Genomic DNA, 16,462 nt, shown 5'->3' with positions numbered 1-16,462 from the left:
TGCGCGATCGGCCTCTTCAATGCGGATGCCGCTCGGGGCGCTTCGGACGGCTGACCAATCTTATCGCACCGCCGGCCAGCAGCGCCAGCGACGATGGCTCGGGCACGCGCAGATACCGGGCATCCGACCCGAACTCCACGATGCTCTGATTCGCGATCGTTCCAAGCTGCGCGTCCGTCAGCGGAACGGAAAGCGTCAGGCCAAAGAGAATCGAATTGCTCACCGCGCGCTGGGCGCCCGGAATATTCAGCAACGGCGGGCTTGCTGTGATACCGCCATACGGACCGCCCACGTTCGCCGCCCCGCCGCCGAACTGCGTCAAACCCTGGTTGCCCATGCTGGTCGAGATCACCTGCAGATACGAGTTCAACAAATCGCCGCCGCCCGAGTTGGTCCACGCCCACTCCACCGCCACGCTGTCTCCGGCCCCCAGCGCGCCCCATTGACCCTGTCCGACCGACCCCGGCCCGATGACCGCCGTGTTGCCGCTGACGATCGACGTGCCCTGCGGCAGGTTGAACCCCAGCGACACCAGCAGCGAGTCGGCCGTATCAAATCCCGCGGGCAGCCCGGTGCTTGTATTCTCCAGTAATACCGTCATCAGCGCGCCGGTCGTCGTGAACGTCGCGCGCGCCGCCAGCCCGTTGAGCGGCGCGTTGTTGTCGCCGCCGCCATCGACCGTGTAATTCACCGTAACCATCGACCCATGCGCGGTTCCAGTCGATGCGATCGCAATCAGAATGGCCGAGAACCCCGTAACACGATTCATTTCAACCCCCCGTTGAAATCCCCCGCGAAGATCGATTCAGACGGACTCGAACCTCGCACCCCAGCACAAACGCGCCCGACCCCCGACAGGATCGAACACTTCAACCTAACACGGGTTCGGCGCGCGGCCAGTCGATTTATGATTTTTTTGTGTCCCACTTCGCTGTGCGGCCATGCGACCCGATAAGGTCGCCCGCGCTCGACGGTTAACACCGCGCCGCCGGCGCGGTAGAATCTTCATCCGATAAACTGGGATCAATCACGGGAGTTCGTCCGGTATGGCCGGCCACAGTAAATGGAACAACATCAAGCGCAAGAAGGGAGTCATCGACGCGCGGCGCGGTCGATTATGGAGCAAGCTCGCGCGCAATTTGATCGTCGCGGCGAAACACGGCGGGGGCGATCCGGCGGCCAATCTTTCGCTGCGCTACGCGATCGACAAGGCCAAAGAGGCCAACATGCCGGCCGACACGATTGAGAAGGCCATCAAGAAGGGCACGGGCGAACTGGAGGCGGCCGAGTATTTGCCCGTTGTCTACGAAGGCTATGGTCCGGGCGGCGTGGCGTTCATCGTCGACGCCCTGACGGACAACCCGCATCGCACCGCGCCGGAGATCAAGAAGATCTTCGAGCGCGGCGGCGGCAACCTCGGGGCGACCAATTGCGTCAGTTGGAACTTCGCCACCAAAGGGGTCTTCACGATCAACGAGTCCGACACGACTGAAGACGCGCTGATGGAAATCGCCCTCGACGCCGGCGCGGAGGACGTGAAGCTCGAAGGCGGCGTGTTTGAAGTCACCTGTGAAGCAACGGCCTACGACGCGGTCAAAAAGGCCCTGGAGGCAAAAAAAATCCCGTTGCAAAGTGCTGAAATCACCAAGCGCCCGGGCAGCACCGTCTCGGTCGATGCCGAGGCCGGCCGGCGGATCATTCAACTGATCGAGATGTTCGAGGACCACGACGACGTGCAGAACGTCTACACGAACTTCGACATGTCCGACGAAATCATGGCAAAGCTCAACGCGTGAGCAGGCCCCCTCCCATCTCCGTTGTCGTTCCGACCTACCGCGAAGTCGCGAACATCCCCGTCCTCGCCGAGCGGCTCTTTGACACCTTCGACGCCGCCGGGCTGACCGGCGAACTCATTTTCGTGGACGACAACAGTCAGGACGGAACCGAGGCCGCCGTGCACGCCCTCACCGAGACCCGCCCGGTGCGGCTCATCGTTCGCACGACCGAACGCGGTCTCTCGTCGGCCGTGCTCGCCGGCTTCGCCGAGGCAAAACATGACGTGCTGGTCTGCATGGACGCCGACCTGTCACACCCGCCGGAGTCGGTGCCGCGCCTCCTGGAACCGCTCCTGCGAGGCGACGCGGAGCTTGTCATCGGCTCGCGCTACGTCGCCGGCGGCCGGACCGATGACGACTGGGGTCTGTTTCGATGGTTGAACTCGAAAATCGCCACCCTCCTGGCCAGACCGCTCACGCCCGTGCGTGACCCGATGGCGGGGTTCTTCTGCCTGAACCGCGCGACGCTGGAGCGCGCCCGCGCCGCGGGGCTGAACCCCATCGGCTACAAGATCGGGCTGGAGATCCTCATCAAGGCGCGCTGCCGCCGCGTCGTCGAAGTGCCGATCGATTTCGCCGATCGTCTTCATGGCACAAGCAAGCTCACGATGCGCCAGCAGATCGAATACCTTCGCCATCTCGCGCGGCTCTATCACTTCCGCTGGCCGATCGCATGGCCCGTTGCACTCGTCTTGTGCACGGCTGCTCTGGTGCTGGTTGTGAAATGGACCGCTGGACTGTTTCGTGGCGCGCCGATGTAATCTTATGCTGAACATAAGCTTAAAAAACACTTGGGGAAATTCGGGGTGGCGTCTACAATCCTCGCCGACGTTCAGTTTGACACTTGCGGGACTTGCGTCCCGATGGTGACGGTTCGAGCCAAGGCTCCGGTGCCCCGCGTGTTTCCCCCCAGCACGCAACCGGACCTTGGCTCCTTTTTTGGCAACGGCCGCGCTTCGCGCCCGTCGCGCGACGAGGCCGCCGATTTGGGGATTTACCTGTGACTCCTGTTTCCACGCGGGGCGATTCGCCCCTCTCCATCCGACCCGATCCGCGACGACTTGCGCCAAATGACTTCGTTCGGCAGGTCGCCGCGCTGCGCCGGCCGCTCATCCTCGCGCACATCACCCCTGACGCCGACTCGCTTGGCGCCTCCTTCGGCCTGGCCTCGCTCCTGCGCCACGCCGGCATCGACGCCCACGTTGGCCTGCCCTCCGGGTGCGTCGCCAAGCGGCTGGAATTTCTCCTGCAACTCGCTCCCGGCGTTCCGCGTGTCACCGATCTGCCCGCCGATCACACGTTCGACGCCCTTGTTGTCGTCGACACCGCGAATGAAAAGCGCATCAACTTCGCCGCGGGCACCCTGCAACGGTTCCCCCGTTCATTCGCCATCGATCACCACATCACCAACACCGACTTCTGCACCACCAACTGGGTTGATCCCCACGCCGCCAGCACCTGCGAGATGATCGCCATCCTCGCCTCCCAGGCCGGATGGACGCTCACCCAGGCCGCCGCATCCCTGCTTTACGCCGGCATTCACGGAGACACCGCCGGTTTCAGCCTCCCCTCCACCAACGCCGATTCCCTGCACGTCGCCGCCGATCTCGTCCGCGCCGGCGCCGACGTCTCCCACATCGGCGAGCAGCTCTGCCGCTCCCAGCTCCGCGCCGATTTCGAACTCCTGCGCCGCGTGTACGATCATACTACAATCGTAGAAAACGGCCGCATCGCCTACTCGTTCCTCTCCCACAACGACGTCGTCGAGACCGGATGCAAAGCCGACGACATCGACGATCAGGTCAGCATTCCCCGCGCCCTGCGCGGCGTGCAGATCGCCATGCTCTTCTCCGAGGGCGAGCCCGGCATCGTCCGCGTCAACCTGCGCGGCGAGGGTAAAATCACCGTCGTGGAAATCGCGCAACGATTCGGCGGCGGAGGACACCCGCAATCGGCCGGCGTCCGCATGCGAAACCGCCCCATGCAGGAAGTCATTGACACCCTGATCAACGCCGCCGTCGAGCACCTGCGAAGCCTCGACAAAGCCGGCGCCTCTGCGGTTTAATACCCACTCGAACAGCTTCAACCAGTTTCAATACTCCTCTCCCCTCTCGGAATAGAGGGGGGTCAAAACAGCTTCCTACTCAATACGAGGCCCCCGTGAGCATCGAACGCGTCGCCGTCATCGGACTCGATTGTGCGGAACCCTCCCTCGTCTTCGACCAGTGGGCCGAGCAGTTGCCCAACCTCACCGCCCTGCGAAACCGCGGCGCCTTTGGCAACCTCACCAGTTGCATGCCGCCCATCACCGTCCCTGCATGGAGCTGCATGGCCTCGTCGAAGGACCCCGGCACGCTCGGCATCTACGGCTTTCGCAATCGAAAGGATCATTCCTACGACGGCCTTTCCATCGCCATGTCCATGCAGGTCAAGGAACCGCGCATCTGGGATCTGCTCACGGCGGCGGGCGAGCCGTCGATCATCGTCGGCGTCCCCGGCACGTTCCCGATTCTCAAGCCGATTCAGGGGCAGATGGTCACCTGCTTCCTGACGCCCAATCCGGCCGACGCCCTGGGCAGCGAGGACCCGATCAAACAGTACACCTATCCCCCGGCGCTGAAGCACACGATCAAGGACCTCGTCGGCGAGTACATCGTGGACGTGAAGGGCTTTCGCACCGACGACAAGCCCTGGCTGCTCGATCAGATTTATCAAATGACCGACCGGCGGTTCAAGGTCGTCAAGCACCTCGCCACCACGCAGCCGTGGAAGCTGCTCTGGATGGTCGAGATGGGAACCGACCGCATCCACCACGGCTTCTGGCAGTATTTAGACAAAAAGCATCATCGCCACGAGCCGGGCAACCCGATGGAGAACGCCATTCGGGATTACTACATCCACCTCGACCGGCTGATCGGCGATCTGATCGCCACGTGCGATCCGGCCAGGACGGCGTTTCTCGTCGTCAGCGATCACGGCGCCAAGCGCATGGACGGCGGCATCTGTTTCAACGACTGGTTGATCCGGGAGGGGTACCTGGCGCTGAAACAGCCGCCGACCGGTCCGAGCAAGTTCGACATCAAGAGCGTCGACTGGTCGCGGACGCGCGCCTGGGGCGAAGGCGGCTACTACGGGCGCTGCTTCCTCAACATCCGCGGGCGCGAGCCGCAAGGCATCGTGCAGCCCGAACAGGCCGAAGCGCTCGCCGACGAGTTGATCCGCAAGCTCGAGGCGCTGCCTGATCACGAGGGCCGGCCGATCGGCACGCGCGTGTACAAGCCGCGCGATATCTACCGCGCGGTCAACGGCGTCGCGCCGGATCTGATCGTCATCTTCGGGGATCTGCACTGGCGTTCGGTGGGCACGGTCGGCAACGATAGTATTTATACATTCAGCAATGACACCGGTCCGGACGACGCCAACCACGCGCAGGAGGGCCTGTACATCCTTGCCGCGCCGCCGGGCGCGGTGAAGATCTCATCAGGCCGCCGGGACGGGCCGACGCTGTACGACATCGCACCCACGATTCTCAAGCTGCTCAACCGTCCCATCCCCGGCGACATGATCGGCAAGCCGCTGGTGTGAGCGTCCGATTGCTCGCGCAACGGGATCTTGAACGTGCCATAATTGCGGCAGAGTGGCATGGCCGCGGCCTTCGGCGGACTGGCTCCGGACAACCGGGCTACGGACCCGCGTTCCACGTCACCGTCAGGCGCGCGTCCAATCGATCCGGCCGACCGGCCACGCGCTCATATCGCAGCACATCCACGCGCGACAGCAGGATGGCGAGCCGATCCAGCGCCAGGATCGGATCGAAATCGCGCAGGTCCGGCGGCTCCGCCGGCGCGACGGGAATCCGCAACAGCTTCGTTTCGTTGCCTCGCAGCACTTCCAGCTCGAACACCGTCGCCGCGCCGCGCTGCTGGTATCGCCGCGCAACCTCCTGCGCCGCGCCCCGCGCCGGCAACGGCGCGCCGTTCACCGACACGATCACGTCTTCGTATGCCAGAAGCGGCCGCGCGGGAGAAGTCAACTGAATATCACGCACAATCGCCCGCCCCGGCGACTGCGGATCGTTCGTCAACGCCACGCCAAACTGATTGATCCGCGAGAACTGCCCGCCGGCCCACGCCTTCCACCACGCCGGCTGCGTCATTTCCGGACGATGCGCTCGCACGTACCGCAACCACGATTCAATCAGGCGTGCCGTCGCGGCCCCGCGCACTTCCAGCCGCTCCGTCAAATTCGACGCGTCGCCGTTCTGCTCGCCACTTCTGCGTCGCAGCGCGTCGATCAACCGCTTGGCGCCCTCCACCGACGTCGACAGCACCAAACGATGATCGACTGCGGCCCACGCCACCTGCATCCCCTCCAGGGACGGCGTCTCAAAACGCCGCGCCAGGATCGGCCCGAGCGCCACGTGATGCACTTCCGCTCCGTCGTGCCGCGTCTGCTGAACCGCGCCCGCCCGGATCGGGTCCTTTGAATCGGCGAACGACGCAAACATCATCACGAACAGGCTCACCAGCCGATCCAACTGACGCACATGCTCCGCTGGCGCCCGCGAATCCACCACCGCCGACACCACGGGCAGATCGACCGCTCCCCCCCCCGCTTCTTCGCGACTAAATACGATAGTATAATTCGGACCGACGAGGTTCAACAGCCGATCCTCGCCCTCGCCCGGCTCCAGCAATACCGTCACCACCAGCGACGCCAGCCGATCAAACAGCGTAACCGGCTGGCTCGTCGCCGCGACGCTCGCTCCCCCATCGTGCCGGAACGACCACGTCGCCAGCGCTGCTTCGTTCGGTAGCGTCCATTCCATCGCATCGAGCGGCTTCGTCCGCGCCGTCGGCCGCACCAACTGACCGTGCCATTCCGAAGCGATGCCCTCGGCCGTCACTTCGAATCCCACCATCAGCCGATTGCACCCGGCGACCGCCGGTTCGTCTTCGGTCCATTGACCATACAGCAGGCCCGCAAACGGACGCGACAATCTCGATCGCAGCGACGCAAACTCCGACCGCGCCGCCAGATGCGGCCCGCGACGACCCGCCATCAGCAGCACCGTCCGCCCCCAAAGCCCGTCCCCATCCTCCGACGGCCCCAGCGCGATCGTCGAGCCACGCAGCGCCAGACGCAACCCCCCGCGCAGCCGATAGCACCGCACCTCGCCCTCTTCAAACGACCGCTGCGCTGACCATTGTCGAAGCAGCGCCGGCACGTCCGCATCATCTGCGAGTTGGCCAAGCAGCACCCCCTGCTGCCATCGCGCCGAATCCGTCGCCATCAGCGCCATGCGCCGCGCGAACAGCTGGTTCACCACGTCATCCTGACCCAGACCCAGCGACTCCTGCGCACGTTGCGCCCACGGCCGCGTCGTCGCACCGGGCTGGTCGCGCTCGCTTAAATCCAGCACCAGTTTCCAGATGCCCAGGCGGCGAAAACGCTCACGCACCGAGGCCAGGTCCGACAGCTCCGCGTAAAAGCGCGCTTCGCCCGGCACCAGGCGCGCCCAGTCTTCGCGCGCAGGCGGAACCGCCGATGACTGCGCCAATACAGCCGGCGATTCAATCGACGACGCGATCAGAACCCAATATGTGATTTGAAGTACAAACGCTCGAATGGATGCACGCTCGATACGCTGTGGGCTTATCGAGCCGAGTCAGGCGAACCCGCGCCGGCTCAAAAGCGAACGATTTCGTCGGACTCCGGCTCCGGATTCATCGGCGCCATCATCTCATTGATCGGCTGCATCAGCAGGTCCAGCACGGAGAATTCCGCCTGAACCGCGGCCGACTTGTCCCCGGATCGCGGCCGCCGCGACGAGAGCCCGTCCCGCGCCCGGCCCACGCCCAATTCGATCATCTGATTCAGCGATCGCGCCGCGCGCTGCGTATCGGCCACGGCCGACAACGCCGGATCGACCATGCCCGTCACGCCGGCGGCATCCACCGCGACCGAATCACCGGCCACCAGCGTCGGCTGTGTACCGACCTCTTCCGGTGCGGGCAGTGCCCACACCGCCAGCAACACCAGCGCCGCCACCGCCGGCAACGCCGCACGCGACGCCCACTGCCGAACGCGCCACGAACCACTCCGCCGCGGCAACACCGCGACCGGCTGCTCGGCCACGCGAGGCAATTGAGCGATCACGCGCTGGGCGAAACCGCTCGCCAGCGTCGGCTCGCTTTGATCTCGGGCGATCACGTCTCCGGCGGCGCGAAGCGTCTCGATCTGGTGCTGACACTCGGGGCACTGCAACAGGTGTGCATGCACCTCGGCCGTCAGGCTCGGCGACAGATCGCCGTCCAGAAACGCGTTCTGCAACTGCTGCACATTTCGGCACGTAATCATGGTTCTGCCTTCGGCGCTCAACTTGCCTCAAACCGCAACACCGACCAGTCTTCCGCCATCGAGTCGGCCAGCATTTCCTTCAGCCGGTTTCGCGCCCGGTGCAGATGACTCTTCACCGTCGCCGCGGGCATCTCGAGCACCTCGCCGATCTCCTGACAGCTCAACGACTCCCGGTAGAACAGTAATACCGCCGCGCGCTGCTGCGGTGTCAGTTGATCGACGGAATTCCAGATTCTTTCTTTCAGCCGGCGCGCCTCGTCGCTGTTCGCTACGCGGTCGGCCACGTCCTCCACGTCCCGCCCGGCATCCGCCGACGAGACGTTTCCGAAATCCAAATCCGGCGTCACATCGCGCCGCTTGCGAAGACCGTTCAGACAAAGCCGGTAACCGATCGTGAACAACCACGTGCTGAACCGGTACGCATTGTTGAAGCTGCCCAGCGCCGAGAACGCCCGCAGGAACGTCTCCTGACAGATCTCCTCGGCCTCATGCGTGTTCCGCACCATGCGCCAGACGAACGCGAACAGCCGATCCTGATGCAGGACGATCAGCTCGTGCGCACTGGCGGCGCACCCCTGCTGCGCGCGCTCGATCAACTCGCGCTCGCGGGCAGGACTGCTCCGTTCGTCGCATGGCCGATTGGCTACCATGTCTTCACTCATAGTATACTTTTCGCCCATCGGACGGTGGCACCTTTGACGGGTGATTGCGAGGCGCCGGAGATTCTCATAAGATTTTATCGTGTCAAAAGATAGTTCCAAGTCAAAGAAAGCCGAATCTCCCCGCCTGACCAACAAAAAGGCCAGGTTGAACTTCGAGATTCTGGAGCGGATCGAAGCCGGAATCGCCCTTAAAGGCACCGAGGTCAAGGCTTTACGTGCCGGGGACGCCAGCATCGCCGAGGCTTACGCCCGGATCGACGCCGGCCAGGTCATGCTCATTAATTTCCAGATACAGCCCTATAAACAGGGTAATCAGTTCAACCACGATCCCAAGCGTCCCAAGCGGCTCCTGCTGCACAAGCGGGAGATCAAGAAGCTCCTGGCCCGCGTCACGATCAAGGGGCAGACGTTGATTCCATTAAGTGTCTATTTCAACAACCGCGGGCTGGCGAAGGTCGAACTGGCCCTGGCCCGCGGCAAGGTCAATCGCGACAAACGTCAGGATGAACGCAAAAAGCAGGACCTGAAGGACATCGCCCGCGCCACCCGCCGCGGAGGATTATGAGCTGATCCCGGACTGCGTGCCTTACGCCGATTTGAGCGGCGTCGTGCTGATCTGCTCCAATCCGTCGATCACGATCTGCGGCTGGCCGTCGGCCAGGTGCATGCGGCCGGAAAAATAGAGATAATTCAATTTTCCATCGCCGACGAACTCACGCTCGACGAACGCGCCGATCGCGTGCGCTCGCGGCGGGAATACGGCCGACATGGCCTGCTGCGGGCTGCCCAGTTGCAACAGCATCGATCCGTCGGCGAGGTGGTACGCCCGCGCCGCCTCGGCGAAGAGAATCGCGTGGGCATTGGCCCGAGCGCGCTCGAGGATGTCGTCATAATGCGACCGCGCGCCGAGAATCTCCTCCCCCAGATGCCGCGCGATGCGAAATCCGTTGACCTGCCCGGCGCGCAGCTCCCAGTATCGCTTCAGCGCGCCGTAGTGCGCCGCGCTGCCCAGTTCGCTCCAGATGCCGACGCCCTCGTACCGCGCCCACATCTCGGCCGACTGCAACGCGTGGTGATGATGCAACGAATGTCCGTATTTCTGGAAATACGGGCTGAACCCTTCGCGCACCATCCGCTCGTTCAAATGCTCGCCGCGCACGAACACATGCGCCAGCCGCTTGCCGCTGTTTGAGACCGGCGGCGCGTCGGGGTAGAACTCGATCTGAACTTCCTCAACGCCCTTGAAGATCACCTCGCGCAACCAGCGCAGGGTCCTCCGACCGGCCGCCGTCGCCGGTTGACTGCCCCCGGCCCGGGCGCGCGGCGGATGCACGTCCATCAGACGAATGAGGGTCGCCTGACCGTCGATATCGAGCCGTAACGTGTCACTGTCCAGCACAGCCGTCAGCGCGCACGTTCTCCGCAGGGACATGACCCGCTCCGTGTTGCAAAGTCGGAGAAACTCGCCTGCCTGTCGGTCTCGCGATACCCAGTCCGGAGCGTAGCAAAATCACCTCACCAATTCAAGGGATTGCGGGATCGGCGATCGTGAAAAACCATCACAGAGCCGCATGATTCACTCGCGCTGGCGCCAACTCCATTTCCGATGCCTCGCATGGAGGAATCGCCCTGCCCATGCCGATAGTTCCAGTAGTGAAAAGCACTTCCGCGCGACGGGTCCGCGCGCGGTTTCTGAACTTACGACCGCTCTCAACCCACCGGGGATCGACCGCTCGTGACACGCACTGATTCGCATCGCCAAACGCTTCGCAACTGCCGGCTCATCGCGGCGCTGGTCTTTTGCACCATCGCGTGGGTCGCCATTCTTACCTTTGATCCTGCGGACTGGCCAAACTCCGCCGTCTGGCCACACGCCGAGCCGGTCCGCAACGGCTGCGGCCGCATCGGCGCCTGGATCGCCTTTCATGCCTTTCACTATCTCGGCGAGGGCGTTTATCCGTTGATTGCGTTCCTTTCGCTCGCCGCGGGCTGGCGGCTGTCGCGCCGCGAAGTAACGGGCTGGAAGCTTCGCGCGGCCGGGCTGGCGGTGCTGGTCGCCGCCACCGCGTCGTGGGCGGCCATGTTCCGCGGAAACCACGCCGATGCGCTGGTCGAAGGCCCCGGCGGAATCCTCGGCATCGCCGTTGCCACCACTCTGACACGCGGATTCTCGCGATTCGGCGCCGGACTCGTCCTGCTCGCCGCCACGATCATCGGCCTGTTGCTCACCGTGGAAGACCTGCTCCGCCGATTGCCCGGCACCGTAGGCCTGCTGCGCGGGCAGTTCAATCGATTGGGTGACGCCGTGCGATCCGCTTCGCCCGCTCGCGGCCGGCTCACGCCGGTCATGATGGGCGCGGGCAACTCGGCCACGCTCGCCCCGCCCGACGCGCCGCGCAAGCGCAAGCCCGCCGCCGTGCCGGCCACCGAACAGGCCGATTCCAACAAACCCGCCGACGACGCGGCCAATCCTGAAACCGAAACGGTGGTCGCCGATTCCGTCGACGAAGACGCCCTCGACGTGGATCCCGATTCCAGCGCCGAAGCCGACGCGCCCGCCAAGCTCAAGGCGCCCGAACGCGAGCTGATCATCAAGATGCTCGGGCGCGACCGCGTCGAAGGAAAAGCGCCCAAGAGCGCCTGGCCGACCGAACTGGGCGACTACGTGCTGCCGCCGCTGTCGCTGTGCCGCGATCCCGAATCGCGCTTCACCGCCGGTCAGGAAGGCGTCATCCGCGAGAAGGCGGCCATCCTCGAGCGCACGCTCGCCGAGTTTCGCATCGAGGTCAAAGTCGTCGAGATCGACACCGGACCGGTCATCACCATGTTCGAACTGGAGCTGTCGGCCGGCACGAAAGTCAGCCAGATTCAGTCGCTGGCCAACGACATCGCCCGCGCGCTGAAAGCACCGGCCGTGCGCGTCGTTGCGCCGATCCCCGGCAAGAACACCATCGGGATCGAAGTGCCCAACACCGAAAAGGAAAAGGTGCGGCTGAAAGAGCTGATCATGCTCGGCGGCGTCAAGCCGACCAAGATGGCGCTGCCTGTGTTCATCGGCAAGAACGCCAGCGGCGATCCGCTGATCGTCGACATCGCCACGATGCCGCACATGCTCGTCGCCGGCACGACCGGCAGCGGCAAGAGCGTCGCCATCAACACGCTGGTCATGTCGATTCTCATGACCCAGCGGCCCGATCACGTGAAACTCATTCTCGTTGATCCGAAAATGGTCGAGCTGTCGGTCTTCAAGGAAATCCCGCACCTGATGTGCCCGATCGTCACCGACATGCAGCGCGCCGAGATGATTCTCGAATGGGCGACGCAGAAAATGGACGAACGCTACGAGCTGCTCGCCGAGGCCGGCGTCCGCGACATCGCCAGCTTCAACAAGCTCGGCAAGGAAGAAGTCTACAACCGATTCCAGCCGACCAGCGAAGAGGAACGCCGCCAGATTCCCACGCACCTGCCGTACATCGTCATCATCATCGACGAATTGGCCGACCTGATGATGACCGCCGGCAAGGAAGTCGAGTATCACCTCTCGCGCCTGGCGCAAAAGAGCCGCGCCGTCGGCGTCCATCTCATCGTCGCCACGCAGCGGCCGCAGGCCAACGTCGTGACCGGCCTCATCAAGAGCAACCTGCCCTGCCGCATGTCGTTCCGCGTCTCGTCGCGCATGGATTCGCGCATCGTGCTCGATCAGAACGGCGCCGAGGTGCTGATGGGCGAGGGCGACATGCTCTTCCTGCCGCCGGGTTCGTCGAAACTGGTTCGCGCGCAGGGAACGTACATCGAGGACGATGAGCTGCGCGCCGTGTTGAAGGACCTCGCCGCCAAGGCCCAGCCGCAATTCCATCACGAGCTGGTGCGACTCCGCCCGACCGGCAGCGAAGGCGAGGGCGAGCGCGATCCGCTCTTTGACCGCGCCGTCGACATCATGGTCGAGACCGGTCGCGGCAGCGTCAGCCTCCTCCAGCGCCGACTGGAAATCGGTTACTCACGCGCGAGCCGCCTGATCGATCAGATGGCGGCCGCCGGTATCGTCGGCGAATACAAGGGCAGCCAGGCGCGCGAAGTCCTGCTGTCGCAAAAAGAATGGGATCAGATCAAGAAACAGCGCGATCACGAAGTCGAGTCGGGCGCCTTCCGCGGCGACATGGACGCGGAGGATGACGATCAATTCGGCACGGCCGATCTCGATGATGACAACGGTGTGCCTGACTTGATTGACGAGCAATCCGACCTGCGGGACTGATCGCCGCAAACTCCTTGGCATCGCATATCCGAACCGCGACCGTCGGGGAGCGGGTTCCTCGCGTCGGCGAATTCGATCCCGCCCGCCACGGCGGATCTTCGAGTTGCGGACGCGCGCGGCCCGGTCCAAACGCAACCATGCCGGGAACACACCCGCCGCTTGACGCGCAGTCCGCGCCCTGCGACGATTCCGGCCTGACGCAACCGGCGTAAAAGAAAAACTTCGATACTCAACGGAGGGATATCATGTTCGGACTCCCCGGCATCGGCGGCGGATTGGGCGGTTTCTTCCCGATTTACATCATCCTTTTCATGATCAACTTCGTGATCAAGCTGATCTCCGGCGACCTCGCCAATCTGTTCCCGACCGAAACGCCGATGTAATGTGACGTTGGCGTACTACAGCAGAGCGCGCACTCTCGAAGCACCACAGGGCGGGCACCGCCCGTTTGGACCCGCGCGCCATCAAAGAGCGGGCAATTCAAATCCTGGAGAGCGATCCCATTCCGCCGCATGACTGCGGTGCCTCGGTACCGCACACAGCGATTCCACCCCGCGATTCCGTTCCTGATCCAGCGCCGCTTTAGGGTGAATCACGCCGCGTTGTCGGAGGCAGCGATGAGATCGTAGAGCGCCCGGGCGTCGGGGGCGTCGAGCAGCTTCTGAAGAAGGGATGCGCTGGTGACCATTCGGCTCAACCGCGCCAACGCCTGGATGTGCTGGCTTGTCGCGTTCGACGGGCTGACCAGCAGCGCGATCAGATTCACCGGTTTTCCGTCGATCGCCGCGAAATCGATCGGCTGCGCCGTGCGGCCCAGCGCGATGACCAGCGTCTTCACCGCGTCGGTCTTGGCGTGTGGAATGGCGAAGCCCAGACCGATGCCGGTCGTACGCTGATTCTCCCGCTCCATGACGGCGGTCAGCAGCGTGTCACGCGACTCGGTGACGCCGCCCTGCACAAGCAGATCAACCATCTCGGCGATGGCGGATTTCTTGTCCGTTGCAGCGAGAGGGACCTTGATCAGGGTCGGCGTGAGGTGGTCGGTGAGTTTCATGCTCGCTTCCCGCGGTTAAAGCGTCGCACTCTACCACGAGCTGGCGCGCGAGACAAATCCGTTCCAACCCGTAAAATTCAACGGCCGCACGCGGACCGCGGCGGCATACGAGCCGCGAGACAACTGCCCCGAAACGTATTGTTGCTGGGGTGCTACCGAATCAGGGGGCAAGCAACGCGTCGACGAAACCCGCGACGTCCAGTCCGTCGGCCGCTTCGGAATCATCCATGTCGGCCGCGCAGATGTGCCGCGGATCGGTGTCGGCACCCAGCAGCACCTGCACGAAGCCGGGGATGTCATCCAGGGTGACGCTGCGATTGCCGTTCACGTCGCCCTTCAGCTCGATGTTCATCGTCCCGTTGGCGGAGGCCGGATTACCGCAGGGATAGTCCGGGTTGGGATTCACCTTGCAGTCGGGCCAGGCAGGCGGCGGGTAGGCGGCCATCTTGACCGGCGCGCTCTTGCCGTGTGCCAGCCACATGTCATAGGCGAACTGCCCGCGGTTCTGCGGATTGCCGGGGTTGGGGTTGTTGTCCCGCAGGAACTCGATGTATTCCTTGCTCGTGGCCTGATAATAGAGCGAGACGCGGGCGCGAACGGCGTACCCCGGAATGTCGAAATACGTGTCGTCCCAGTATTGACCGTCGGCGTAGGAATAGGCGACCGGCTCGGCCTGGATCGCCGCGAACTTGAGATTGCTGAAGCCCCGCGGGGGGATGCGATTGTCCTTGTACACCTTGTTCGCCAGGATCGCGTGGCTGGAAATGCCCGCCGGGCGGTTCAGCGCCAGCGCGAGCGCTTCGTCCAGACCGGCTTTCATCTCATAGACTTTTGTCGTGTCCTCGTCGAGGTGCGCCGTCACCTGATCGTACCCGCCGAGCACCTGCATCGGCGTGTTGTAATCCGTGCAGTCAAAGAACTCGACGGTGATCCACATGCGGCGGCCTTCCGGGTAACCGGTCGGCAGTTTGTGGCCGGTCTGGTTGATCACCCGCACCCGCAGCTTGTCCGTGCCCGGCGACTGCGAATCATCCAGTGTGACCTCCAGATCGGCGGCGCAGGCCAGGCCCTTGGCAATATTGGTTTGCTTCTGCGCGTGCAGGTTGGCCTCGACATCCTCGTAAAAGTCCGGACCGCCGGGGCTGGGCGGCGGATAGCCCGGCAGCGGGCCGTTCGGCCCGTAGTGCGTGGCGATCGCGTCCAGCACCCAGGTGGCCGCGCCGCGGAAATCGTGCGTGGGGATGTCATTGCGCTCGGGACTGAACCCGCATCCCTGTGCGGTCTGCGCGGGCATGTGGCAATCCTGACACTCGGAGACAACCTGATTGTTGCAGCCGTAGCGCGTGCCCATGTTCACGCCGCCGGAGGCGAAATCGCTCTTGAGCCATTCGCTGAAGGTGCGCTGCTCGGGCGCCATGTCGTACTTGTTGCCCGTGGGGTGGGAAAGTCCCTCGCCGTTGAAGACCAGCGCCGTGCCTGCTCTGTTGTAGGAGAAATGCGGCAGGCTCACGTCGTGGCAGGTTCCGCACAGGTCGGATCGCCGATGCATGGGCGACTCAAACGTGCCGCATCCCGTCGGACCACCCATTCCGTCATCACAATTACCAAAGGTCGTGGCAAAGTGAAACGGCTCGCAGTTCACCAGCGGCGGGATCGGGTCTTCGTTGTGCGCCACGGGGAACGGCCCGCGCCGGCGATCATAGGGATCGACCACGTAACCGCCGTTGCCGTTGAAACCGGGGCTGGGAGGCGTGCCGCGGTCCATGGCCATGATCGGCGCGTCACCGCCCAGATCGGCAAGAATCTGCGCATCGATCGATGGCGCATTGCCACCGATGTTGTAAGGATCCACCAGTCGGTGACAGAAGTTGCAGGTGATGCTGTCGCGGTCAAACGACTCCACGGCCGATCCGTCGGTCGGCAGCGAGCGCCCCTCGAGCCAGGCCTTGGGAACGTGGCAGCGAATGCACAGGTCGCCCGACTGCGGTGCGTCGGCGTTGGCGATGTCCAGACAGGCCCACATCAGCGGGTCCCGCGCCGCGTGCGCCATGATGTTGCCGGACCACTGCCGGTATATCGGAACCACCATTTCATCATGATGGCAGCCGATGCACTCGTCCGTAGCGATGATGATCTCGTTGCCCGGCGCGAGATCGCCCGGCTGCGTGCCGCGCAGATAGAAGTTGTTGATGTTTGTCGCGAGTGGATCGCCAGCGCCGGCAAACACCATTGCCGTCACGCAGACAATCAGGGCCATCGTGCCCCCGCCAAGCAATGCCAATCGTTTCATGCGAGA

14 protein-coding genes are annotated in these 16,462 nt (G+C 63.9%); 7 read left to right on the top strand and 7 right to left on the bottom strand.

Going from position 1 to position 16,462, the window contains the following annotated elements:
• Positions 1 to 16 precede the first annotated feature (16 nt).
• Positions 17 to 769 carry a hypothetical protein gene (locus HRU71_11440; GenBank protein ID QOJ04056.1) on the bottom strand — a complete coding sequence of 251 codons (753 nt, stop codon included), beginning with the start codon at positions 767 to 769 and terminating at the stop codon, positions 17 to 19.
• A gap of 277 nt (positions 770 to 1,046) precedes the next feature.
• On the opposite strand from HRU71_11440, the gene HRU71_11435 reads away from it, so the two are divergent.
• The 4 genes from HRU71_11435 to HRU71_11420 all read left to right on the top strand — a co-directional run bounded on the left by HRU71_11435 (position 1,047) and on the right by HRU71_11420 (position 5,420).
• Positions 1,047 to 1,796: a YebC/PmpR family DNA-binding transcriptional regulator gene (locus HRU71_11435; GenBank protein QOJ04055.1), complete on the top strand. Its 750-nt coding sequence runs from the start codon at positions 1,047 to 1,049 to the stop codon at positions 1,794 to 1,796.
• Positions 1,793 to 2,596: a polyprenol monophosphomannose synthase gene (locus tag HRU71_11430; GenBank protein ID QOJ04054.1), complete on the top strand. Its 804-nt coding sequence runs from the start codon at positions 1,793 to 1,795 to the stop codon at positions 2,594 to 2,596. Before HRU71_11435 ends, HRU71_11430 begins: the two co-directional genes overlap by 4 nt.
• 239 nt (positions 2,597 to 2,835) lie before the next feature.
• Complete coding sequence (locus tag HRU71_11425; protein QOJ04053.1) at positions 2,836 to 3,900, top strand: bifunctional oligoribonuclease/PAP phosphatase NrnA; 1,065 nt, start codon at positions 2,836 to 2,838, stop codon at positions 3,898 to 3,900.
• Positions 3,901 to 3,995: 95 nt separating this feature from the next.
• A complete protein-coding gene (locus HRU71_11420) occupies positions 3,996 to 5,420 on the top strand; it encodes an alkaline phosphatase family protein (GenBank protein ID QOJ04052.1) in 1,425 nt (474 codons plus the stop codon).
• A gap of 97 nt (positions 5,421 to 5,517) precedes the next feature.
• Here the strand turns inward: HRU71_11420 and HRU71_11415 are convergent, their stop codons facing one another.
• From HRU71_11415 to HRU71_11405, 3 genes are all read right to left on the bottom strand, one after another.
• Positions 5,518 to 7,395 (bottom strand): hypothetical protein, encoded by a 1,878-nt coding sequence (locus HRU71_11415; GenBank protein ID QOJ04051.1) that lies wholly within the window; start codon positions 7,393 to 7,395, stop codon positions 5,518 to 5,520.
• A 128-nt stretch (positions 7,396 to 7,523) separates the two neighbouring features.
• Positions 7,524 to 8,195: a zf-HC2 domain-containing protein gene (locus HRU71_11410; protein QOJ04050.1), complete on the bottom strand. Its 672-nt coding sequence runs from the start codon at positions 8,193 to 8,195 to the stop codon at positions 7,524 to 7,526.
• Positions 8,196 to 8,212: 17 nt separating this feature from the next.
• A complete protein-coding gene (locus HRU71_11405; GenBank protein ID QOJ04049.1) occupies positions 8,213 to 8,845 on the bottom strand; it encodes a sigma-70 family RNA polymerase sigma factor in 633 nt (210 codons plus the stop codon).
• A gap of 91 nt (positions 8,846 to 8,936) precedes the next feature.
• Between HRU71_11405 and smpB the strand changes: the two genes are divergently transcribed.
• Positions 8,937 to 9,422 carry an SsrA-binding protein SmpB gene (smpB, locus tag HRU71_11400; protein ID QOJ04048.1) on the top strand — a complete coding sequence of 162 codons (486 nt, stop codon included), beginning with the start codon at positions 8,937 to 8,939 and terminating at the stop codon, positions 9,420 to 9,422.
• Positions 9,423 to 9,443: 21 nt separating this feature from the next.
• Here smpB and HRU71_11395 read toward each other — a convergent pair whose 3' ends face one another.
• Positions 9,444 to 10,289 (bottom strand): thermonuclease family protein, encoded by an 846-nt coding sequence (locus HRU71_11395; GenBank protein ID QOJ04047.1) that lies wholly within the window; start codon positions 10,287 to 10,289, stop codon positions 9,444 to 9,446.
• A 303-nt stretch (positions 10,290 to 10,592) separates the two neighbouring features.
• Between HRU71_11395 and HRU71_11390 the strand changes: the two genes are divergently transcribed.
• Together HRU71_11390 and HRU71_11385 are read left to right on the top strand one after the other, a co-directional pair.
• Positions 10,593 to 13,112 (top strand): DNA translocase FtsK, encoded by a 2,520-nt coding sequence (locus HRU71_11390; GenBank protein ID QOJ04046.1) that lies wholly within the window; start codon positions 10,593 to 10,595, stop codon positions 13,110 to 13,112.
• A gap of 245 nt (positions 13,113 to 13,357) precedes the next feature.
• A complete protein-coding gene (locus HRU71_11385) occupies positions 13,358 to 13,495 on the top strand; it encodes a hypothetical protein (GenBank protein QOJ04045.1) in 138 nt (45 codons plus the stop codon).
• Between the two features lie 209 nt (positions 13,496 to 13,704).
• On the opposite strand, the gene HRU71_11380 is transcribed toward HRU71_11385, so the two are convergent.
• Both HRU71_11380 and HRU71_11375 read right to left on the bottom strand, forming a co-directional pair.
• Positions 13,705 to 14,166, bottom strand: coding sequence for a PTS sugar transporter subunit IIA (locus HRU71_11380; protein ID QOJ04044.1), 462 nt, complete (start codon positions 14,164 to 14,166; stop codon positions 13,705 to 13,707).
• 160 nt (positions 14,167 to 14,326) lie between these two features.
• Positions 14,327 to 16,456, bottom strand: a complete 2,130-nt coding sequence (locus HRU71_11375; protein ID QOJ04043.1) for a hypothetical protein — start codon at positions 16,454 to 16,456, stop codon at positions 14,327 to 14,329.
• Positions 16,457 to 16,462: the final 6 nt, after the last annotated feature.

This window comes from Planctomycetia bacterium, assembly GCA_015200345.1.
Taxonomy (GTDB): Bacteria; Planctomycetota; Phycisphaerae; order UBA1845; family UTPLA1; genus PLA3.
Note: the sequence above shows the minus strand (reverse complement) of the source record. Positions and strands in the feature narration are given on the sequence as shown.